The 22,367-nt window shown below is 69.7% G+C and carries 17 protein-coding genes and 1 pseudogene; 9 read left to right on the forward strand and 9 right to left on the reverse strand.

All coding sequences use genetic code 11. The features are described from left to right. Positions 1-98: 98 nt before the first annotated feature. From ilvA to ACWFRJ_RS38930, 3 genes are all read left to right on the forward strand, one after another. A complete protein-coding gene (ilvA, locus tag ACWFRJ_RS38920) occupies positions 99-1,328 on the forward strand; it encodes a threonine ammonia-lyase (protein ID WP_453542410.1) in 1,230 nt (409 codons plus the stop codon). Between the two features lie 210 nt (positions 1,329-1,538). Then, complete coding sequence (locus ACWFRJ_RS38925; RefSeq protein WP_453542413.1) at positions 1,539-2,534, forward strand: ATP-binding cassette domain-containing protein; 996 nt, start codon at positions 1,539-1,541, stop codon at positions 2,532-2,534. Beyond that, entirely contained in the window at positions 2,531-3,406 is an 876-nt protein-coding gene (locus ACWFRJ_RS38930) for an ABC transporter permease (RefSeq protein ID WP_453542416.1), read from the forward strand. Before ACWFRJ_RS38925 ends, ACWFRJ_RS38930 begins: the two co-directional genes overlap by 4 nt. Before the next feature lie 111 nt (positions 3,407-3,517). Here the strand turns inward: ACWFRJ_RS38930 and greA are convergent, their stop codons facing one another. Further along, the gene (greA, locus tag ACWFRJ_RS38935) at positions 3,518-4,015 is read right to left on the reverse strand and encodes a transcription elongation factor GreA (RefSeq protein ID WP_453542419.1); all 498 of its coding nucleotides are present in this window, start codon (positions 4,013-4,015) and stop codon (positions 3,518-3,520) included. A gap of 240 nt (positions 4,016-4,255) precedes the next feature. Then, a complete protein-coding gene (locus ACWFRJ_RS38940) occupies positions 4,256-4,699 on the reverse strand; it encodes a DUF4307 domain-containing protein (RefSeq protein ID WP_453542422.1) in 444 nt (147 codons plus the stop codon). A gap of 114 nt (positions 4,700-4,813) precedes the next feature. On the opposite strand from ACWFRJ_RS38940, the gene mca reads away from it, so the two are divergent. Together mca and ACWFRJ_RS38950 are read left to right on the forward strand one after the other, a co-directional pair. Next, positions 4,814-5,695, forward strand: a complete 882-nt coding sequence (gene mca, locus ACWFRJ_RS38945) for a mycothiol conjugate amidase Mca (RefSeq protein WP_453542425.1) — start codon at positions 4,814-4,816, stop codon at positions 5,693-5,695. Further along, complete coding sequence (locus ACWFRJ_RS38950) at positions 5,688-5,927, forward strand: hypothetical protein (RefSeq protein ID WP_453542428.1); 240 nt, start codon at positions 5,688-5,690, stop codon at positions 5,925-5,927. The genes mca and ACWFRJ_RS38950 overlap by 8 nt, the downstream gene beginning before the upstream one ends. Here the strand turns inward: ACWFRJ_RS38950 and ACWFRJ_RS38955 are convergent. Beyond that, on the reverse strand, positions 5,924-9,124 hold the full coding sequence (locus ACWFRJ_RS38955; RefSeq protein ID WP_453542430.1) for a tetratricopeptide repeat protein: 3,201 nt from the start codon (positions 9,122-9,124) through the stop codon (positions 5,924-5,926). The genes ACWFRJ_RS38950 and ACWFRJ_RS38955 overlap by 4 nt on opposite strands. 134 nt (positions 9,125-9,258) lie before the next feature. Here ACWFRJ_RS38955 and ACWFRJ_RS38960 point away from each other — a divergent pair, with 134 nt between their 5' ends. Then, a complete protein-coding gene (locus ACWFRJ_RS38960) occupies positions 9,259-11,271 on the forward strand; it encodes a thioredoxin domain-containing protein (RefSeq protein WP_453542433.1) in 2,013 nt (670 codons plus the stop codon). Between the two features lie 177 nt (positions 11,272-11,448). On the opposite strand, the pseudogene ACWFRJ_RS38965 reads toward ACWFRJ_RS38960, so the two are convergent. From ACWFRJ_RS38965 to trhA, 4 genes and pseudogenes are all read right to left on the reverse strand, one after another. Further along, a pseudogene (locus ACWFRJ_RS38965) lies at positions 11,449-12,171 on the reverse strand (Mut7-C RNAse domain-containing protein); the annotation flags it as partial. A 41-nt stretch (positions 12,172-12,212) separates the two neighbouring features. Continuing rightward, on the reverse strand, positions 12,213-12,866 hold the full coding sequence (locus ACWFRJ_RS38970; RefSeq protein ID WP_453542435.1) for a TetR/AcrR family transcriptional regulator: 654 nt from the start codon (positions 12,864-12,866) through the stop codon (positions 12,213-12,215). 5 nt (positions 12,867-12,871) lie between these two features. After that, positions 12,872-14,431 (reverse strand): MFS transporter, encoded by a 1,560-nt coding sequence (locus ACWFRJ_RS38975; protein ID WP_453542438.1) that lies wholly within the window; start codon positions 14,429-14,431, stop codon positions 12,872-12,874. Positions 14,432-14,591: 160 nt separating this feature from the next. Beyond that, positions 14,592-15,329 carry a PAQR family membrane homeostasis protein TrhA gene (gene trhA / locus ACWFRJ_RS38980; protein WP_453542441.1) on the reverse strand — a complete coding sequence of 246 codons (738 nt, stop codon included), beginning with the start codon at positions 15,327-15,329 and terminating at the stop codon, positions 14,592-14,594. A gap of 308 nt (positions 15,330-15,637) precedes the next feature. Between trhA and ACWFRJ_RS38985 the strand changes: the two genes are divergently transcribed. Further along, positions 15,638-17,482, forward strand: a complete 1,845-nt coding sequence (locus ACWFRJ_RS38985; protein WP_453542444.1) for a phosphoenolpyruvate carboxykinase (GTP) — start codon at positions 15,638-15,640, stop codon at positions 17,480-17,482. A 219-nt stretch (positions 17,483-17,701) separates the two neighbouring features. Continuing rightward, positions 17,702-19,423 (forward strand): Ig-like domain repeat protein, encoded by a 1,722-nt coding sequence (locus ACWFRJ_RS38990; protein WP_453542447.1) that lies wholly within the window; start codon positions 17,702-17,704, stop codon positions 19,421-19,423. Between the two features lie 75 nt (positions 19,424-19,498). On the opposite strand, the gene ACWFRJ_RS38995 is transcribed toward ACWFRJ_RS38990, so the two are convergent. After that, positions 19,499-19,909, reverse strand: coding sequence for an SCO4983 family protein (locus ACWFRJ_RS38995; RefSeq protein ID WP_453542449.1), 411 nt, complete (start codon positions 19,907-19,909; stop codon positions 19,499-19,501). A 94-nt stretch (positions 19,910-20,003) separates the two neighbouring features. After that, a complete protein-coding gene (locus ACWFRJ_RS39000) occupies positions 20,004-21,215 on the reverse strand; it encodes a pyridoxal phosphate-dependent aminotransferase (protein ID WP_453542452.1) in 1,212 nt (403 codons plus the stop codon). Positions 21,216-21,435: 220 nt separating this feature from the next. Between ACWFRJ_RS39000 and ACWFRJ_RS39005 the strand changes: the two genes are divergently transcribed. Beyond that, positions 21,436-22,326 carry a S1 family peptidase gene (locus tag ACWFRJ_RS39005; RefSeq protein WP_453542455.1) on the forward strand — a complete coding sequence of 297 codons (891 nt, stop codon included), beginning with the start codon at positions 21,436-21,438 and terminating at the stop codon, positions 22,324-22,326. Positions 22,327-22,367: the final 41 nt, after the last annotated feature.

Here is a 22,367-nt window from a genome sequence, read left to right on the forward strand (position 1 = left end):
ACGCGGCCCGGACGCGGGGTGTACCGGCGCTGCGAAAACCAGTCTCGGCACGTGGTCACCGCAGGAGGACCCCGGTGTGAACTGGGAGACTGGCCGTCATGAGCTACCGCACGCGTCACTCCTTGCCGACGGTCACCCTCGACGACGTGCGCGGCGCCCAGAAGATGCTCTCGGGCGTGTCCAGGGTGACGCCGATGGAAGGCAGCAGGCACCTTTCGCAACTGGTCGGTTCGCCGGTCCACTTCAAGTGCGAGAACCTCCAGCGGACGGGTTCGTTCAAGCTGCGCGGCGCGTACGTGCGGATCGCGGGCCTGTATCCGGAGGAGCGCGCGGCCGGTGTGGTCGCCGCGAGCGCGGGCAACCACGCGCAGGGCGTGGCCCTCGCGTCCTCGCTGCTCGGCGTGCGGTCCACGGTCTTCATGCCGGTGGGCGCGCCGCTGCCCAAGGTCGCAGCGACCCGCGAGTACGGCGCCGAGGTGCGGATGCACGGCCAGGTGGTCGACGAGACGCTGGCCGCGGCGCAGGAGTACGCGGACGAGACGGGCGCCGTCTTCATCCACCCCTTCGACCACCCCGACATCATCGCGGGGCAGGGCACGGTGGGCCTTGAGATCCTGGAGCAGTGCCCCGAGCTGCGCACTCTGGTCCTCGGCGTCGGCGGCGGCGGGCTCGCCGCGGGTATCGCGGTGGCCGTCAAGACGCTGCGCCCGGACGTCAAGGTGATCGGCGTGCAGGCCGCGGGCGCCGCTGCGTACCCGCCCTCGCTGGCCGCCGGGCACCCGGTGTCCGTCGAGAACCCGGCGACGATGGCCGACGGCATCAAGGTCGGGCGCCCCGGCGACGTGCCGTTCCAGATCATCGACGAGCTGCTCGACGACGTGGTCACCGTGTCCGAGGACGCGCTGTCCAGTGCGCTGCTGCTCTGCCTGGAGCGGGCCAAGATGGTTGTCGAGCCCGCGGGCGCGAGCCCCGTCGCGGCGCTCCTGAGCAGGCCGCGGGAGTTCGAGGGCCCGGTGGTGGCGCTCCTGTCGGGCGGCAATGTGGATCCGCTCCTGATGCAGCGGATCCTGCGCCACGGCATGGCCGCGGCGGGTCGCTATCTGTCGCTGCGCCTGCGCCTCACGGACCGGCCCGGGGCCCTTGCCACGCTGCTCGGGGTGCTTTCGGTGGTCGACGCCAACGTCCTCGACGTGAGCCATGTGCGGACCGATCCGCGTCTCGGCCTGACGGAGGCGGAGGTCGAGCTGCAGCTGGAGACCAAGGGCCCTTCGCACTGCACCGAGGTCGGCGCGGCGCTGCGCGAGGCCGGCTACACCGTCATCGGCTGACGGTCCCTCGCGGGTGACCGCGGCGAAAATCCCCTGCATCCACCGGGCGGTGCCCGCTAGTTTGCGTTGTCCACAGCTTCGTCAATCCCGTTGCGGAGACGCGATGTATCGCGTTATGGTGTGTCTCACGTCACTGGTCGCCGGGCGCGTGTCAACCGGCAAATCTAAACTTTTCGGTAGGAAGCCACTCAAACCACGGGGAGAACCCACATGCCAGGCGCCATCTACGCGGAAGGTCTCGTCAAGACCTTCGGCGACGTAAGGGCTCTGGACGGCGTTGATCTGGATGTCCCGGAAGGCACCGTGCTCGGCCTCCTCGGGCCGAACGGCGCGGGCAAGACCACGGCGGTGCGCTGCCTGACGACGCTTCTGACGCCGGACAGCGGCAGGGCGGTCGTCGCGGGCATCGACGTACTGAAACATCCGAACGAGGTACGGCGCTCGATCGGCCTCTCCGGCCAGTTCGCCGCCGTCGACGAGTACCTGACGGGGCGCGAGAACCTCCAAATGGTCGGCCAGCTCTACCAGATGAGGGCCAAGGAGGCGAAGGTCAGGGCGGGCGAGCTGCTCGACCGGTTCCATCTCGCCGACGCCGCGGACCGTCCCTCCAAGACGTATTCGGGAGGCATGCGCCGCCGCCTCGACCTCGCGGCAGCCCTCGTCGTGTCGCCCCCGGTGATGTTCATGGACGAGCCGACGACGGGCCTCGACCCGCGTAACCGGCAGCAGCTCTGGGAGGTCATCCAGGAGCTGGTGTCGGGCGGTACGACCCTCCTCCTCACCACCCAGTACCTCGAAGAGGCCGACCACCTCGCGCACGACATCTGCGTCGTCGACCACGGCAGGGTCATCGCACGCGGCACCTCCGACCAGCTCAAGGCGCAGACCGGCGGCGAGCGCGTCGAGGTCGTGGTGCACGAGCGCGAGCACATCACCCCGGCCGTGGAGGTCCTGCGGGCCCTCGGCAAGGGCGAGGTCGCCGTCGAGAACCACACCCGCAAGCTCACGGTCCCGGTCTCCGGCGGCGCCAAGCTGCTCGCCGAGGTCATCCGCGAGCTGGACAACCGCGGGATCGAGATCGACGACATCGGGCTGCGCCGCCCGACCCTGGACGACGTGTTCATCTCGCTGACCGGCCACGTGGCCGAGGTGAAGGCCGAGAAGGCCGAGAAGCCCGAGCAGGCCGAGAAGGAGGCCGACAAGTGAGTACCTCCACCGGCATCGTGACCAAGCGCACGGCGGGCCCCAGGCCCGCGGGCGGCATCGGCCAGTCCGTCAGGGACTCCCTGGTCGTGGCCCGCAGGAATCTCATCCGCATGACCAGAATCCCCGAGATGATCCTGTTCGGGATCATCCAGCCGGTGATGTTCGTGGTGCTTTTCACGTATGTCTTCGGCGGCTCCATCAACATTCCGGGTGCGCCCGCGGGCAGCGCGAGCGCCTACAAGGAATTCCTGATGGCGGGCATCTTCGCGCAGACCGTCACGTTCGCCACGGCGGGCGCCGGAGCGGGCATCGCCGACGACATGCACAAGGGCCTGATCGACCGCTTCCGGTCGCTGCCGATGGCGCGTGGCGCCGTCCTGACCGGCCGCACCCTCGCGGATCTGGTGCAGACAGCCGTGACCCTGGCCGTGCTCGCGGTGGTGGCCCTGCTCGTCGGCTGGCGCACGCACGAGAACATCGGCAAGGTCCTCGCGGGCTTCGGCCTGCTCCTGCTCCTCGGGTACGCGTTCACCTGGATCGGCGCACTGATCGGCCTGTCCGTGCGGACCCCCGAGGCGGCGACCTCGGGAGGCCTTATCTGGCTGTTTCCGCTGACGTTCATCTCGAACGCCTTCGTGCCGGTCAACGGAATGCCGAAGTTTCTTCAGTACGTCGCCGAGTGGAACCCGTTCAGTGCCACGGTGGCGGCGGCCCGAGAGCTGTTCGGCAACACGATCGAGGGCGTACCGCAGTCGGTCACCGGAGCCTGGCCGATGGAGCACCCCGTTTGGGCCTCGCTGATCTGGTCCGTGCTCATCATCGTGGCGTTCCGCACGCTCGCGGTCCGCAAGTACCGCTCGGCGACAGCCTGAGCGAGAGCGAGAGCGAGAGCGAGAGCGAGAGCGGTAGCGGTACAGGACCAGGACGCGCGAAAGGCCCCCGCACGCTCGGTGCGGGGGCCTTTCGCGTCGCCGATGCGGGCCTCAGGCCTGGTAGGGCTTGGCTTCGAGGATCTTCACGGAGGCGAGCTTGCCGTTCGGCAGTTCGTACTGCGCGTTCTCGCCGATCTTCTTGCCGTTCACGCCGCTGCCCAGCGGGGACTGCGGCGAATACGTCTCGATATCGGCGCTCGCGTACTCGCGCGAGGCGAGCAGGAACGTCACGGTGTCGTCCTCGTCGCCGTCAAAGGCGATCGTGACGACCATGCCGGGCGCGACCACGCCGTCCGCGGCCGGCGCCTCGCCGACCTTGGCATGCTCCAGGAGCTGGGTCAGCTGGCGGACGCGGAGCTCCTGCTTGCCCTGCTCCTCCTTGGCCGCGTGGTACCCGCCGTTCTCGCGCAGGTCCCCCTCCTCGCGTGCGGCCGCGATCTTCGTGGAGATCTCGGTGCGCGCGGGACCAGACAGGTACTCCAGCTCGGCCTTGAGCTGGCTGTACGCCTCCTGGGTCAGCCAGGTGACGTTCTCGCTGGTCTGGGTCACAGGTGCTCCTCGTAGGTACTGGGAATACAAAGCATCGCCCTACCCAGAAGGATGTTCCCTAACGGGTGGGCGAAACCACGAGCCTAACAATTCAGGCGCGTGAGGGGGAGGACATAAGCCATCAGAAATACGTCAACGCAGGTGAGGACCGGTACACCGGGGAAGTCGGGCGTCCGGTGTGACGCAAGGGGCGTGGCAGGCGGGGCGGAGTCAGTCTGAGTCAGGCGGAGTCAGGCGGAGTCAGTCTGAGTGGCAGCCGAGCAACTCGGCGCTCGTACCGCGCGCCTTCGTGCGCAGCGTGACGACCTTGTCGATCCGGCCCGTGTCCTGGTCGAAGCGGAAGTCCGCGCGGCCCACCTCTTCGCCGTCCTCGGCCTGTGAGCGCAGGGTGCAGTAGCCGTGCGCGTCCGCGTCCTTGCGCACCTCCAGGTGCACCTTGACCGCGCTGTCCGACGCGACCTCGAACTTGATCACTTCGCCGCTGACCTTGGTGCCGGAGACGTAGTCGTATCCGAACCAGCCGATCATCAGGAGGAAGAGCACGCCGAGGACGCTGCCGATGATCTTCAGCTTGCGGTCCGCCTGCTCGTCGGCAGTGCGCGCGTGGCCGTACCGGCTCTCGGGAGGGCCCTCGGGAGCCCGCGCGGCGGAGCCGCTGATGTCACCGCCGTTCACGGCCGCCATGATCGTCCTCCATGAAAAGGGGATGCCGGAATTTTCCGCCCCCCGGTTCCGTCACTATAGAAGCCGCCCATTGCGCCAAATCGACCAGGGCGCCAGATGACTGAGGATCGAGTCTTGACTGAGCAGCTGCGACTGATGGCCGTGCACGCCCACCCCGACGACGAGTCGTCGAAGGGCGCGGCCACCATGGCCAAGTACGTGTCCGAGGGGGTGGACGTGCATGTCGTGACCTGCACGGGCGGGGAGCGCGGCGACATCCTCAACCCCAAGCTCCAGGGTGACAAGTACATCGAGGAGAACATCCACGAGGTACGCAGGAAGGAGATGGACGAGGCGCGCGAGATCCTCGGCGTCAAGCAGGACTGGCTCGGCTTCGTCGACTCGGGTCTGCCCGAGGGCGACCCGCTGCCGCCGCTGCCCGACGGCTGCTTCGCCCTCGAGGACGTCGACAAGGCCGCCGGTGAGCTGGTCCGGCAGATCCGCTCCTTCCGTCCGCAGGTCATCACGACGTACGACGAGAACGGCGGCTATCCGCACCCCGACCACATCATGACCCACAAGATCTCGATGGTGGCCTTCGAAGGCGCCGCGGACGCCGAGAAGTACCCGGAGAGCGAGTTCGGGCCCGTCTACCAGCCGCAGAAGCTCTACTACAACCAGGGCTTCAACCGGCCGCGCACCGAGGCGCTGCACCACGCGATGCTCGACAAGGGCATGGAGTCGCCCTACGGGGACTGGCTCAAGCGCTGGGACGAGTTCGAGCGGGTCGAGCGCACGCTGACCACCCACGTTCCCTGCGCCGACTTCTACGAGGTCCGCGACCGGGCACTGATCGCGCACGCCACGCAGATCGACCCCGAGGGCGGCTGGTTCCGGGTGCCGATGGAGCTCCAGAAGGAGGTCTGGCCCACGGAGGAGTACGAGCTCGCGAAGTCGCTCGTCGATACATCCCTCCCCGAGGACGACCTCTTTGCGGGCATCCGCGACAATGCCTGATGTGAACGCACATCTGGCAATGACGCATCTCGTCCCTCTCGCGAAAGAGGTCGACGATGACAAGGTGACCCCGGGTGTTCTCGGCTTCATCGTCTTCGCGGTGATGGCACTCGCCGTCTGGGGTCTGATGAAGTCGATGAGCAAGCACATGCGGAAGGTCGACTTCAAGGAACCCGCGGAGGCCTCCACCAGCGAGGCGGAGACCTCCGATGCCGGGCCCCGTAAGGGCTAGCCCGCAGGCGCCACCGTCACTCCCATCACCTCGCGGGAGTGACGGTTGGGCACCATGCCCAGACGCCAGGCCTGCCAGCCGGTCTCCAGGTCGGCGCCCCGCTCCAGGAGGAGTCCGTACGCCTCCATGTAGTCGGTCAGCTTGCCGTCGCGCGTCGGGTGACCGGCGCGGGCCAGCTGGCTGAGCTCCTCCTGGGCGACGGCGGTGCCAATCTCCCAGCCGCCGGGCGACGCGTACGGCAGCAAAGTGCAACGCAGGAAGCGGGCCCAGTCCTCGCCGCGCCGGTCGCCGTACGAGGCGAACAGCTCGGCCGCCTCGTCGCACAGGGCGAGCGCCTGCTGGGCACGCGTGTTCCCCGCGTCGACCACCGCGAGCTCCAGGCACGTCCACGCCTCGCCGTGCGCGACGCCGATGCGCTGGAAGTCGGCGCGGGCGTCCACCAGGAGCTGGCGGGCGAAACCGGAGTTGCGCAGCGAACCCGTCTGGGCGGCGCGCTGGTCGCGGGTCACCCGGGCCGAGTGGTGCCGCGCGCAGGCAAGGCCGTACACGTCCCGCATCCGCGAGAACATCGTCCGCGAGCGCTCGAGCTCGCGCACCGCCTGGTCGAGGCTGCCCGCCTCCTCCAGGGCCTGGCCCAGGTAGTAGGCGCTCCACGCCTCGCCGCGCGCGTCCTCGTTGTCGCGGTGCCGTGACACCGCCTGACGAAGACCGTCGACCGCGGCCGACGGATCGCCGTCCACCAGGCGGGCCCGCGCCAGCTGCGTCAGGGCCCAGGCCTCGCCACGGCCGTCACGCGTGCGCCCGTACAGCTCCAGGGCGCTGCGCAGCTGCTCCTCCGCGCGCGGTACGTCGCCCATGCGCAGGCAGAGCTGACCGAGCTGGAAGTGCGCCCACGCCTCGCCGTGCAGGGAGTCGTTCTCGCGGTGCAGGGTGAGGGAGGCCTCAAGGAGCCCGAGCGCCTGGTTGAGGTTGGAGCGGTCACGCTCCACCGCCGCGAGCGCGTGCATCGTCCAGGCGCGGTCACCGGCGAGCTCGTCGGAGGCCTGCAGTTCGAGGGCCTCGTGCAGGCGCGCCGACGCCTCCGTCAGATTGCCCTGGTGGTGCAGGGTGATCCCGAGCGAGCACAGGGCGAGGGCGGCGCCCGCGTCCTGCTGGGCCTCCATGTACAGGTCCACGACCGACGTCAGGGTCGTGCGTGCCTGGTCCAGCTCGCCGAGCTGACGGGACGCGATACCCGTACGCCACTGCACGCTCCGTACGAGAAGCCCCTGGTCGACGGCTTGCGTGAGCTCGCTGATCTCGCCGAGGCGGTAGAGGTCGCCGCGCAGCAGGCAGTAGTCGCACAGCGCGCCAAGGAGATTGAGCACCGCCTCCTGGTCCACGCCCTCCGCGTGCCGCAGCGTCGCCGTGATGAAGCTCGACTCGTCGTCGAGCCAGCGCAGGGCCGCGTCGAGGGAGGAGAAGCCGTGCCGGTCGAACTGGCCGGCCCGCGTCGACATCTTGCCGTCGACCAGGCGGATCACGGAGCCGGCGAGCTCGCTGTAGCTGGCGATCAACCGTTCCTGCGCGGCCGTACGCTCCGTGAGCTCCTCCTCGTCGAGGAGGCGAGCGAGGGCGAAGGCGCGTACGAGATCGTGCAGGCGGTAGCGGCTGCCGCGCACGTGGTCGACGAGGCCCGCGCGCGAGAGCGCGGCCAGCTGGCGGGCCGCTTCCTGCTCGTCGGCGCCGAGCAGGGCAGCGGCGGCGGCAGCCCCCAGGGACGCGCGCCCGGCGAGGGCGAGTCTGCGCAGGAGGCGCCGCGCGGGCTCGCTCTGGTCGGTGTAGCGCAGCCACAGGACGCGTTCGACGGGCTCGACCGGGCCGTACGCGGCCAGGTCCGAGGCGAGTTGGCGTGTCGTGCGCGCGCCGATCGATGACCCGGCGACGCGCAGGGCGAGCGGCAGCCCACCGCACAACTCCCTTACCGCGTCGGACGATTCGGCGTCGTAGGGCCCGGAGGAATCCTCCGCGGCCTCCTTGAGCAGCTCTTCTGAACCCGCCGCGTCCAACGGCTCCACCGGCAGCTGGTGAACCCAGGCGGGAAGGTCCGCGGGCAGTTCGAGGGGCTTGCGGGCGGTGACGATCACGAGGCTGTCGGAGCGCTCGGGCACGAGCGTGCGCACCTGTGCCGGGTCGCTCGCGTCATCCAGTACGACGGTCACCGCGAGCCCGGTCAGATACTGGTGATACAGCTCGCTGAGCCGCTTGACCTGCTGCTCCGGCGACGAACGCTCCCGGAAGAGCAGCTGCTCGCGCGGGGCGCCCAACCGATTCAGCAGATGCAGGAGCGCGTCCCGCGTGGACAGCGGCTGGGAGCTCTCGCCCCGCAGATCCACGACGCAGGCGCCCCGGAACTGGTCCCGCAGATCGTGCGCTGCCCGGACGGCGAGCGAGGAGCGCCCGGAGCCCGGCGCGCCGTGCAGCACGACCACGGTCGGCCGGGTCTCGGTGCTGGCCCGCGCCGCGTGCACCCACTGGGCGACACGCGCGAGCTCGGCGCGGCGCCCGACGAACGGTCCTTCCAGTTCCGGCAGTTGGGTGAAGGACTGCTCCAGTACGGTGCGCCTGCGCGCCGCCGCGCTCTTGTCCGTGCCCCGCAGCTGGGGCGCGGCCTTCTTCGTGCCGGCCCCGGACGAGGCCTGGAGCACCCGCTGCTGGTCGATGAAGGGCCGGATGCCCCGCACCTCAAGGGCCGTGAGCCACTGCAGCCGCAGCTGCTCGGGCCCGCCGGGCTGGCTGATCGCACCGGCACGGCGGCTGGCATCGGGCACGTGGGACGCGGTGACCTTCAGCACGGTGGTGGCCGCACCGATGACGCCGACGGCGGCACCCACGCCCAGCGCGGTCGAGGTGTCGGTCCCGAGCGCGAGGTCGGCGATACACGCCGCCACGGCCGCAACGGCGGCCACGAGCAGCGGAGTTCCCGCCCCCTCCTTGGCATACCGCTGCCCGAAGGAGAGCTGCCCGGCCTCCGCCTCGTCCAGGGCCCGCGTATAGGCCTCGTACTCCTCGTCGGCGGTCTGCCCCATGGCGTCGAGGGCGGCTTTGGCCCGCGAGAGCAGCACACCCCCGTCGATCCGTCCGCCGGGGCGCCGCGACTCCTCTTCCACCGCCCGCACCAACAGCCGCTCGGCCTCAGCCCGATGGCTGTCCCGCATATGGGTCCCCCTCCGAGAGCAATAGTCACCTGCGGCATCAAGTGTCCTGCGTACGGCGCTCCGGCGCGAGGGAGTCTCCGGATCACGTGGGGCAGTCCCCGGATCTCAGGGCCCGGTGCGCGAGGATGGGGGGCATGCCGAACCGACTGGCCCATGAGACATCCCCCTACCTTCTTCAGCACGCCGACAACCCCGTCGACTGGTGGCCCTGGTCGGCGGAGGCTTTCGCGAAGGCGCGGGAGCGAGGCGTCCCTGTGCTGCTCAGCGTGGGGTACAGCAGTTGCCACTGGTGCCACGTCATGGCGCACGAGTCCTTCGAGGACGCCGACACGGCGGCCTTCCTGAACGAGCACTTCGTCAGCGTCAAGGTCGACCGCGAGGAGCGGCCCGACATCGACGCCGTCTACATGGAGGCCGTGCAGGCCGCGACGGGCCAGGGCGGCTGGCCCATGACGGTCTTCCTCACCCCCGACGCCGAGCCCTTCTACTTCGGCACGTACTTCCCGCCCGAGCCGCGGCACGGCATGCCCTCCTTCCAGCAGGTGGCCGACGGGGTTCGGCGCGCCTGGACGGACCGGCGCGACGAGGTCGACGAGGTCGCGGGGAAGATCGTCCGCGACCTCGCCGAGCGCGAGCTGGCCTTCGGCGCCGACGAGCTGCCCGGCGAGGACGAGCTCGCACAGGCGCTGCTCGGCCTGACCCGCGACTACGACGCCTCGCGCGGCGGTTTCGGCGGCGCGCCCAAGTTCCCGCCGTCCATGGTCATCGAGTTCCTGCTGCGGCACTACGCCCGCACCGGCTCGGAGGGCGCCCTCCAGATGGCGGCCGACACCTGCGAGCGGATGGCGCGCGGCGGGATCTACGACCAGCTGGGCGGCGGGTTCGCGCGGTACTCCGTGGACCGGGAGTGGGTCGTGCCCCACTTCGAGAAGATGCTGTACGACAACGCCCTGCTCTGCCGGGTCTACGCCCACCTGTGGCGGGCCACGGGCTCCGACCTCGCGCGGCGTGTCGCCCTGGAGACCGCCGACTTCATGGTGCGCGAACTGCGCACGAACGAGGGCGGGTTCGCTTCGGCGCTCGACGCGGACAGCGAGGACGGCGTGAGTGGCGCGCACGTCGAAGGCGCGTACTACGTCTGGACGCCGGAGCAGTTGCGCGAGGTGCTCGGTGACGCGGATGCCGAGCTCGCCGCCACGTATTTCGGCGTGACGGAGGAAGGGACCTTCGAGGAGGGCGCCTCGGTCTTGCAGCTCCCGGAGGGCGGGGGCGTGGTGGCGGACGCCGCCCGTCTCACCTCGATCCGGGAGCGGCTGCTCGCGGCGCGCTCGCAGCGGCCCGCTCCCGGGCGGGACGACAAGGTCGTCGCCGCCTGGAACGGCCTTGCCGTCGCCGCGCTCGCCGAGGTGGGGGCGTACTTCGACCGGCCGGATCTGGTGGCCGCGGCGGTGGGCGCCGGTGACCTGCTCGTGCGGCTGCACATGGACGACCGTGCGCGGCTCTCCCGTACGTCCAAGGACGGCCAAGTGGGCGCCAACGCGGGTGTGCTGGAGGACTACGCCGATGTCGCCGAGGGGTTCCTTGCCCTTGCCTCCGTGACGGGGGAGGGGGTCTGGCTTGAGTTCGCCGGGTTCCTGCTCGACCACGTGCTCGTCCAGTTCGTGGACGTGGAGTCCGGGACCTTGTACGACACCGCCGCGGACGCGGAGCGGCTGATTCGGCGGCCGCAGGATCCCACGGACAATGCGGTGCCCTCCGGGTGGACGGCGGCTGCGGGGGCGCTGCTCTCGTACGCGGCGCAGACCGGCGCCGAGCCGCATCGCCTTGCGGCGGAGAGGGCGTTGGGAGTCGTGAAGGGGCTCGCGCCTCGGGCGCCCCGGTTCATCGGGAATGGGCTTGCGGTGGCCGAGGCGGCGTTGGACGGGCCGCGTGAAGTTGCCGTCGTCGGCGAGGTGGGGGGCGAGCTGCACCGTACGGCGCTGTTGGGTACGGCGCCGGGGGCTGTGGTCGCTGTCGGCCCTGCGGGCAGCGACGAGTTCCCGCTGCTCGCGGGGAGGGAGCTGCCTGCGGCTTACGTGTGCCGGCGGTTTGTGTGCGATGCGCCTACCACTGACGTGGAGGAGCTGGCGGCGAAGCTGTCGGGGTGAGGCTCGGGCGGTCCCTGCGGGGCTCTCCCCAACCCCGCCCCTTCCCGGCTGTGACATTCGCGGCTCCGCCGCGGGCGCCTGAAGGATTCAGCCCCTCCGGCGTTTGAGGAGCGGGGTCTGGGGCGGAGCCCCAGGTAGGTCCGGGGCGCAGGCACGGTTTGTGGGAAGGGGCGGGGTTGGGGAGAACTCCTCTACCGCCCCCGCCACGATCCCCTCCAGCCGATCATGATGCGCCCCCCGCCAGTAAACCCGCCCGCACTCCCCACACTCCGCGAACACGTCATACGTCCCCCGAGTGCCGCCCTCGAGGCGCTCCGCCACGTCCTCCTTGCTGGCCGCCCGCAGGGCCCCGTTGCACGCAGTGCACCGCGTCCAGGGGAGCAAGGCAGGGGCGAACCGCCCGAGAACATCCCGGAGTTGCTCGTCCGGCGCGTCGCTGTAGACGTACGCTCCCGCCCACAACTCCCGCCGCCGCAACAACCCCCGGTCCCGGCTCAGCAGCACCCGCCGCTCCGCCGCCGAGCGCCTGGCAAGGGCGGGGTCGCCGATGTCCGTGCTCTCGTACGCCGTGTCGACGCCCAGGAGCCGCAACCGCCGCGCCAGCGTGCCCAGATGGACGTCCAGGAGGAAGCGCAGAGGGGCGCCGGGGACGGACTGGGGGCGGGAGACCGCGCGGACCTCCACCGACTCGTCCGCCGCCGGGACGTGCGAGGCCGCCACCTCCGTGCCGTCCACGACGAGCGAGCCGACCTCCGTCAGCGGGACCCCGAGCGATTCGACGACGTGCCCGAGCGTGGACACGCCGTCCGTAACGGCCTTGGTGGGGCCGCCCCTTCGCTCGTGCGCGACGAATACGCCCAGCTCGGGGGCGAAGCGGATGAGGATCTCCGGACCGTTCATGCGGTCAGGATGGCATGGGGTGTCCGTGGCAGGCCGGGGATTTACGGTGTCCCGTGTCCGGAGGCGAAGCCCGTGGTCAGCATGGTCAGGGTGCGGTCCACCAGATCGCCCAGGTCGTCCTCGTGACCGTGCTCCGCCCAGTACGCGGACGTCTCCGTCAGCGCGGCGATCAGGCCCATCGAGAACACCCGGACCTCAAGGTCCGCCGGGTCGCGGCCGGTGCGTTCCGCGATGACGCGGCACAGCATCCGGCCGGTGACCGACATGCTCTCCAGCATCCGGGAACGTACGGCCGGGACCTCGACCATCAGGCGCGTACGGAGGCGTGAGATCTCCGGCTCCTCGGTGAATCCGACGCCCACCGCCCTGCGCAGCACGTGCCGCAGGGACTCCACGATCGGCTCGTCCGCGGGGCGCGCCCGCAGTTCGTCCTCGAGGAAGGGGTCGTACTCGTCGGTGAGGACGATGTCTTCCTTGGTCGGGAAGTACCGGAAGACGGTCGACGCCGACACCTCCGCGGCCTCGGCGATCTGCTCGACCGTCGTCGCCTCGTACCCCTGCTCCTCGATCAGCCGGTACGTGGCCTCACGGATCGCGATGCGCGTCTTGAGCTTCTTGCGCTCGCGGAGTCCGAGCTCTGCCATGTGCCCCGGCTGAGGGGTGTGGGCGGAAGGAGTGATTCGTGCGGCCGTCATGGCGCTCATTGTCGGGCACGCTCCGTCTGCCGTGCGATGTCGGCGTCGTCCAGCGGCGCGGGAGTCGCCTTCGGCAGCAGCGCCGCGACCAGCAGCGCCGTCACCAGGGCCGCGATACCGCTGACCAGGAGGACCGTCGCCATGCCGTCGACGTACGCCTCGTTGGCGGAGTCGACGAGACCGGAGACCCCGAGCCGCTCCGCGACCGCGTGGGCGGCCACCACCGAGTCGCCCGCGGTGTCCGCGGCCCCGGCCGGAAGCTTGCCGGTGTCGAGGCGGTCGACGTAGACCCCGGCGAGCAGCGAGCCGAGCAGCGCGATCCCGATGGCGCTGCCCACCTGCCGCACGGTCATCAGGAGCCCTGTGCCCGATCCCGCGCGGTCGACGGGGAGCGCTCCGAGAGCCGAGTCCATGGACGGTACGACGGCGAAGCCGAAGCCGAGCCCGGCGATGGAGAGCCACAGCGCGGTGAAGCCGTACCCGGAGTCGACCGTCGTACGGCTGCCGAGGATCGCCGCGAAGGCGAGGACGACGAGCCCGCAGCTGATCACCGCACGCGGACCGAAGCGGCGTACGACGGGTTCCGCGCCCTTCGCGGCGACGATGAGACCGCCCATCATCGGAAGCATCCGTACTCCGGTGCCGAAGGCGTCATGGCCGAGCACCGCCTGGAGGTACTGCGGAAGCACGAACAGCAGGCCCGACAGGACGAACATGACGAGCGTCGCCGCGAGCGTGTTCAGGAGGAAGCCGCGGTTGCGTAGGAGCGACATGTCGAGCATCGGGCGCGGCAGGTTCCGTTCCCGCAGGACGAGCGCGGCGATCAGTACGGCGGCTCCGGCGAACATGCCGAGGACCAGCGGGTCGCCCCAGCCGCGTACGGGCGCCTCGATGATCCCGTAGATGAGCGTGCCGAGCCCGGCCGCCGTGAGCGTGGTGGAGACGATGTCCACCTTGGGGGACGACGGGTCTGTCGTCTCCGGGAGCAGGAAGACGCAGGCCGTGATGCCGATCGCGACCATCGGGACGTTGATCAGGAAGATCGAGCCCCACCAGAAGTGGTCCAGGAGCCAGCCGCCGACGATCGGGCCGAGCGGCGCGCCGAGCGCGGAGGCGGCCGAGACGAGGCCGACGGCCTTGGTCCGCTCGCCGGGCGCGAAGAGCGCGGGCAGTACGGCGAGGGCGAGGGGCATGACGAGCGCGCCGCCCATGCCCATGACCGCACGGGCCACGACGACCATCTCGACGGAGTCGACGAGGGTGCCGATCAGCGAGCCCACCAGGAAGATCCCGAGGCCGGTGATCAGCATCCTGCGGCGTCCGAAGCGGTCGCCGAGCAGTCCTGCCGGGAGCATCAGGGCGGCGAAGACGACGATGTAGGCGTCCGCCATCCACTGCTGTTCGCCCGTGCTCGCGTCCAGCTGCCCGGCCATCGTGGGCAGGGCGACGTTGAGGATCGTCATGTCGAAACCGAGCACGAGCATGCTCGCGACCAGGGCGCCGAGCGCCCACCAGCGACGGGGGTCCTGCCGGTGCGCGGCAGGCTGACTTATGACAGTGGCCATGAAATGAGAGTAACTCTCAAAAGCTAGTCACCGTCAAGTGTCTGTCGTCCTGTCCGCCATCCGCATGTCTCCGCGCACGCAAATGGCCGCGGCTCGAAAGCCGCGGCCATAAAGAGGGGAGGGGTGTGGTGATCACCCGTGGGTGATCACCTGTGGGTGACTACCCGTGCTGGTACGCCACCAGCGAGATGCCCACGTAGTGCACCGCGAACGCGGCAAGTGTCAGGGAGTGGAAGACCTCGTGGAAGCCGAAGAAGCGCGGGGAGGGGTTGGGGCGCTTGATGCCGTAGATCACGCCGCCCGCGCTGTAGAGCAGTCCGCCCACGATCACGAGGACGAGCACGGCGATGCCGCCCGTGCGCATGAAGTCGGGCAGGTAGAAGACCGCCGCCCAGCCCATCGCGATGTAGCACGGGGTGTAGAGCCAGCGCGGTGCGCCGACCCAGAAGACCCGGAAGAGGATGCCGGCCACCGCCGCGCCCCACACGCCCCAGAGCAGCCACTGCCCCTTGGATTCGGGCAGGAGCAGCATCGTCAGCGGGGTGTACGTGCCCGCGATGATCAGGAAGATGTTGGCGTGGTCGAGTCTGCGCAGCACGCCGTCGGCGCGCGGACTCCAGGTGCCCCGGTGGTAGATCGCGCTCACTCCGAAGAGCAGGCAGGCCGTCAGGACGTAGATGCCGCAGGCGATCCGTGCGCGCGTGGAGCCCGCGAGCGCGGTGAGCACGATGCCGGAGACGAGCACCGCGGGGAACATGCCCGCGTGCAGCCAGCCGCGCATCTTCGGCTTGATCTCCGCGAGATCCGGGATCTCGGGGAGCGGCAGGGCGTCGAGCGGGGACGAATCCGGGCTCTTGGCCGGGGAGTTCGTGTCCGCGTCGGGGACGGGAGCGGTCATATCGGCATCGTACCTACGCAACCGTAAGTTAGGTATTAGGCGAGTGGGAACCGAGGCGCACAAGTGGCGATGCTCACGGCGATACCCGAGCGTACAAGTGGCGGATCCGTGTCCGGGAACCCGCTCCGGCGAGTGGCGATGCTCACGCCGCTCACGTGTGCGGCCCTCTGGACATATGCGCAGAAGCATCGGATGATCAAATGAGTGCGGTCGGCACCGGATGAGCGCCAGAGGGTCAATAAGTGAAGCATCCGGGTCGCAGCCCCCACGGGGCAAAATAAACCAAAACCCCTCGTATAGGAGCAATCGTGGCGCGCGACATCGCGGCTCCCCTTCTCTCACCTTCTCTGGGCACCGTCCCCACCGACCACCGGGAGCTCGTCTCCTGGGTCAACGAGATCGCCGAACTGACCGAGCCGGACAGTGTGGTCTGGTGCGACGGATCCGAGGCCGAGTACGAGCGCCTGTGCGGGGAGCTCGTGGCCAGAGGCACGTTCAAGAAGCTCGACCCGATCAAGCGCCCGAACTCGTACTACGCGGCCTCCGACCCGACCGACGTCGCGCGTGTCGAGGACCGCACCTTCATCTGCTCCGAGAAGGAAGAGGATGCGGGCCCGACCAACCACTGGAAGGCCCCCGCCGAGATGCGGGAGATCTTCGCGGGCGAGAAGGGCGTCTTCCGCGGCTCGATGCGCGGTCGCACCATGTACGTCGTGCCCTTCTGCATGGGCCCGGTCGGCTCGCCGCTCTCCGCGATCGGCGTCGAGATCACCGACTCCGCGTACGTCGCCGTCTCCATGCGCACCATGACCCGCATGGGGCAGGCCGTCCTGGACGAGCTCGGCGACGACGGCTTCTTCGTGAAGGCCGTGCACACGCTGGGCGCGCCGCTCGAAGCGGGCGAGGCCGACGTGCCGTGGCCCTGCAACTCCACCAAGTACATCTCGCACTTCCCCGAGGACCGCGAGATCTGGTCGTACGGATCCGGGTACGGCGGCAACGCCCTGCTCGGCAAGAAGTGCTACGCCCTGCGCATCGCCTCCGTCATGGCGCGCGACGAGGGCTGGCTGGCCGAGCACATGCTGATCCTCAAGCTCACGCCCCCGCAGGGCGAGAGCAAGTACGTGGCAGCCGCCTTCCCCTCCGCCTGCGGCAAGACCAACCTCGCCATGCTGGAGCCGACGACTCGCGGCTGGACCGTCGAGACCATCGGTGACGACATCGCCTGGATGCGCTTCGGCGAGGACGGCCGGCTCTACGCGATCAACCCCGAGGCCGGTTTCTTCGGCGTCGCGCCCGGCACGGGCGAGCACACCAACGCCAACGCCATGAAGACCCTGTGGGGCAACTCGGTCTTCACGAACGTCGCGCTCACCGACGACAACGACGTCTGGTGGGAGGGCATGACGGAGGAGACTCCCGCCCACCTCACCGACTGGAAGGGCAACGACTGGACCCCCGAGTCCGGCGTCCCCGCCGCGCACCCGAACGCCCGCTTCACCACGCCCGCTTCGCAGTGCCCGATCATCGCGCCCGAGTGGGAGGACCCCAAGGGCGTGCCGATCTCGGCGATCCTCTTCGGTGGCCGTCGCGCCAGCGCGGTGCCGCTCGTGACGGAGTCCTTCAACTGGCAGCACGGCGTCTTCCTCGGCGCGAACGTGGCGAGCGAGAAGACCGCCGCGGCTGAGGGCAAGGTCGGCGAGCTGCGCCGCGACCCGTTCGCCATGCTGCCCTTCTGCGGCTACAACATGGGCGACTACATGGCCCACTGGGTCAAGGTCGGCGCGGACAAGCCGGACCAGTCCAAGCTGCCGAAGATCTACTACGTGAACTGGTTCCGGAAGAACGCCGACGGCAAGTTCGTGTGGCCCGGCTTCGGTGAGAACTCCCGCGTCCTGAAGTGGATCGTCGACCGGCTCGACGGCAAGGCCGAGGGCGTCGAGACCCCCATCGGCATCCTGCCGACGGTCGACTCCATCGACACGGAGGGCCTCGACCTGCCCGCCTCCGACCTGGAGTTCCTGCTCACGGTCGACAAGGAGGTCTGGCGCGACGAGGCCTCGCTGGTCCCCGAGCACCTGAACACCTTCGGCGATCACACGCCCAAGGAACTGTGGGACGAGTACCGTGCCCTGGTGCAGCGTCTCGGCTGACACCTCGGCGCACTCCGCGCATTCCGGAAGGGCCCCGCACAACGGCGTGCGGGGCCTTCCGCATGTGTACGCATCTTGCACACCCTGCCTTCACGTGACCCACACATGTTTCAATGACCCCACACGGGGGGGCCGCTGATCGACGCGCGCCGCCAAAGAAGCCTGTGGGGGGACAAGTTGAAGAAGACTCAGCGGTTAAGACGGGGGACGGGCCGGGGGATGAACCGGGGGACGGGCATCGTCATGGCGGTGGTGCTCGGCTCTGCGGGGCTCGTCGCCGTCGGCACGCCCACCGCGTACGCCGCCGCTCCCTCGGACGAGGTGGCGAAGCTGCCGATCTCCTCGTTCGCGGCGATGGTGGTCGACGACGCGCACGAGCGGGTCTATCTCACGGACGGAGGCACGGGCAGAGCGGAGAGCGCGGTCCTGGTCTACAACTTCCAGGGCCAGAAGGTGGGTTCGCTGCCCACCGACAAGCCTGCCTCCGGCATGACGCTCAGCCCCGACGGCGCGACGCTGCACGTGTCGCAGTCCAACAGCGTGCTGACGTTCGACACGGCCACGCAGACCAGGAGCGGCATCTCGGGGACGCCGTACGACGTGACCTGTGGCCGGGACGTGGCCGTGGCGGGCGGAAAGACCTGGTTCACGGAGACGCCGTACAACGAGTCGTACTGCGACCGGGACGAGAACCTCGCGTCCCTGTACGGGGTCAGCGGTGCCACGTACACCAACACCGGCTGGAGCAGCCGTGGACGGCTGAAGCTGGAGGCCGGGCCCCAGGCGCCCGACCGGCTCGTGATGGGGCAGGCGGGCGCGGGCAACGCGGCCAACGCGTTCCTCACCACCTTCGACGCGAGCGGCGAGAACCTCGTGCGCGGCCCCCAGCGGCGCTTCGCGGACGCCGACGGCAAGGGCGCGCTCGACCTGAAGGACATCGCGCAGAGCGCCGACGGCAAGCGGATCGCCCTCGCGGACGCGGCTTACGGCACCCGGCTGCTCGACGCGTCCGACCTGGCGGACGCCCCGACGGCGTACCCGCCCCTGGCGGCGGGTGCGAAGGCGTCGGCGGTGGCGTTCAGCGGCGACGGAAAGTACGTGGCGCGCGGCGCGGTCGCCTCCGGCAGTACGGCCGATCTGCTGATCCAGCCCGCCGACCCGGCGGACGGCGGTACGCCGCTGGAGTTCGCCTTCGAGAGCGAGCTCGACGGCACGCGGGTCGTGCCGGGCGGTCTCGGCTGGGCCAAGGACGGCTCGCGGCTCTTCGCGGTGACGTCGGACGGCTCCTACGGCCGCTGGCTGCACGTCATCAAGCCCCCGGCCGCCCAGTACGACTCGCGCTTCACGGGCACGCTGAGTACCACGCCGTCGAAGCCCGTTGTCGGTGAACCGCTCGGCATCCGGGGCAAGTTGGAGCTCGACGGCTCCGCGCCCGCGGAGCCGGTGAAGGTCGCCGCGGTCCGCAAGGACGCGGACGGCACGCAGGAGGTGGCATCGGCCAAGGTCGCGGCCGACGGCAGCTTCACCGTCCTCGACGTGCCGGACCGGCTCGGCGAGACGACGTACACGCTGCGGTTCCTCGGCGACGTCACGCACCGGCCCGCCGAGGACGTCACGGTCACTGTCGACGTGGCGAAGGCGGCGACGGCGATCGAGCTGACGGCGCCCGCCGAGGCGACCCGCGCGGGCGGCGTCGAGATCGCGGGCAAGCTGACCGGTCAGGGGCGTGCGCTGCCGTCCGGGATCGCGCTGAAGGTGACGCGGACCGACAGGCTCGGCACGACGGGCGAGCTGACATCGGCGTCGGTGGCGGCGGACGGCACGTTCCGGATCAGGGACCTGCCGAGCAAGAAGGGCAAGACGGTCTACGCGGTGAGTTACGAGGGCGATGCCCTGCACGGCGGATCGTCGACCCAGGCCACTGTGAAGATCACCGGCTAGACGACGGGTACCCCCAGTCGTCGTCTCCGGTGGTGGCGCCCGGTCCGCGGCCTCCCCGGCCGCGGACCGGGGCCGTCAGTGGGCGCCGACGAGGTGGGCAGCGCCTGCGTGTGCGTCCATGCGCTGAGCGGCGAGGATCGCCGCCGCTGTGTCGGCGCGGGACGCGGCCACCACCAGGGCGCGGCCCGCGAGGGCGTGGGCGCGCTGGTGAAGGGCGGTGAGGTGCGGTTCGTGGATCGCGGTCACCACGGCGGAGCGGACGGGCGGAAGCCCGCCGCGCAGCCGGGCCACCTCGGACGACAGCTGCTCGGCGGCGTCGTCAAGATCGGTGGCGGGCGCGAGGGCGCGCAGTTCGTCCGTGACGGCGAGGAGCGCCGCCAGATGCGCGGCGAGCTGGATGTCCAGCTCCTCCTCGCGGGAGCGGTGCGGGAAGTCGCCCGGGTCGGCCATGGCATGGACCGACTTGGTGCGGATCGGCTCGTACATGGGATGGCCTCCTGGCGGGTAGCTTGAAAGCCATCCTACATTAGATTCTGTCTAAAGTTGAGCCGGGTCACTGTCTCGGGGGCCAGGTCTTGGGCTAGGGCTGGGTGTAGCCGTCCAGGAAGTTGCCGATCCGGGTGACGGCCTCGGTCAGGTCCGTCGTCGTGGGCAGCGTGACGACCCGGAAGTGATCCGGTTCCGGCCAGTTGAAGCCGGTGCCGTGGACGACCATGATCTTCTCGGCGCGGAGCAGGTCGAGGACCATCTGGCGGTCGTCCTTGATCTTGAAGACCTTCGGATCGAGCCGCGGGAAGAGGTAGAGCGACCCCTTGGGCTTCACACAGCTCACGCCGGGGATCTGGGTGAGCAGGTCGTACGCGGTGTCGCGCTGCTCCACGAGCCGGCCGCCCGGAAGCACGAGGTCGTTGATGGTCTGCCGCCCGCTGAGCGCGGCGACCACACCGTGCTGACCCGGCATGTTCGCGCACAGGCGCATGTTGGCGAGGATCGTCAGGCCCTCGATGTACGAGGACGCGTGCGCCTTCGGTCCCGAGATGGCCACCCAGCCGACGCGGTAACCGGCCACCCGGTACGCCTTCGACATGCCGTTGAAGGTGAGGGTGAGGAGGTCGGGGGCGACGGCGGCGGTGGGGGTGTGGACCGCGTCGTCGTAGAGGATCTTGTCGTAGATCTCGTCCGAGCAGACCAGGAGGTTGTGGCGGCGCGCGATGTCGGTCAGGCCGCGCAGCATCTCCTCGCTGTACACGGCGCCCGTCGGGTTGTTCGGGTTGATGATCACGAGCGCCTTGGTGCGGTCGGTCACCTTGCGCTCGATGTCGGCGAGGTCCGGCATCCAGTCCGCCTGCTCGTCGCAGCGGTAGTGCACGGCGGTGCCGCCGGAGAGCGAGACGGCGGCCGTCCACAGCGGATAGTCCGGCGCCGGTACGAGGACCTCGTCGCCGTCGTCGAGCAGGCCCTGCATGGCCATGACGATGAGCTCGGAGACGCCGTTGCCGATGAAGACGTGCTCGACGTCGGTCTCGATGCCCAGGGTCTGGTTGTGCATGACCACCGCGCGGCGGGCGGCGAGCAGCCCCTTCGCGTCTCCGTAGCCGTGCGCGTCGCCGACGTTGCGGAGGACGTCCTCAAGGATCTCGGGCGGGCACTCGAACCCGAAGGCCGCGGGGTTGCCGGTGTTGAGCTTCAGGATGCGGTGGCCCGCCGCTTCCAGCCGCATCGCCTCCTCGAGCACCGGGCCCCGGATCTCGTAACAGACGTTGGCGAGCTTCGTCGACTGGATGACCTGCATGTCCGCGAGCTTACGGCCGCGTAACGAGACCCGCCTCGTGTTTTCCGCCACGTATCCGCCACGTAGGGGACGGGGCGGCGTCCGACGTGGTGTGCGGACTGTCCTGTCAGCGGTCAGTTGTGTCCGTATGCGGTCTTGTCCTCGCGCCCGGTTGCCCCAACAATGCGCATGACAAAACCGAATCACCTTCGGTCACATAGTCAACGGAGGGGACCCCCACATGAAGAAGCCTCTCGTCGGCGCGATCTTCGCCGTGGCGCTCATCGGCGCGACGGCGGCACCCGCGACGGCTGTCAGCGATGGCGCGCAGACGCCCGCCAAGCAGACGCAGCAGACCAAGCAGACACAGCAGACCAAGCAGAAGTCTGTGAAGACGAAAGCGGTCAACTTCGCTGGAACGGTGGCGCTGAGCAACTGTTCCGGCTCCGTCGTCCGCGTACCGAACTCGCAGCCCGGCGACCCGGCGCTCGTGATGTCCAACGGCCACTGCCTGGAGAGCGGCTTCCCGGGTCCCGGTGAGGTCGTCCTCGACAAGCCGTCGACGCGGAGCTTCACGCTCCTCAACTCCAGCGGCGGCAACGCGGGAACGGTCAAGGCGAGCAAGATCGCCTACGGGACGATGACGGACACGGACGTCTCGCTCTACCAGCTCACCAGCACGTACAGCCAGATCGAGACCAAGTTCGGCATCAAGGCCCTTGAGCTGAACGCGGCGCACCCGGAGAAGGGGAAGGCGATCACCGTCGTCTCCGGGTACTGGAAGAAGATGTACAAGTGCAGCGTCGACGGCTTCGCGTACCGCCTCAAGGAGGGGAACTGGACCTGGAAGGACTCGGTCCGCTACACCTCCGCCTGCCAGACGATCGGCGGCACTTCGGGCTCTCCGGTGGTCGATGACGCGACCGGCAAGGTCGTCGCCGTCAACAACACCGGCAACGAGAGCGGCGAGCAGTGCACGGACAACAACCCGTGCGAGGTCGACGAGAACGGCAAGGTGACGGTCCGCGAGGGCATCAACTACGCCCAGCAGACGTACGGCATCGTGCCGTGCGTGGCCCCCGGCAACAAGATCGACCTGAGCCGCGCGGGCTGCGCGCTGCCCAAGCCGTAAGGGCGCGCCGCTAGGCAGCGGGGCCGGACTTCGGTTCGGTC

The organism is Streptomyces sp. NPDC055239 (assembly GCF_053606205.1).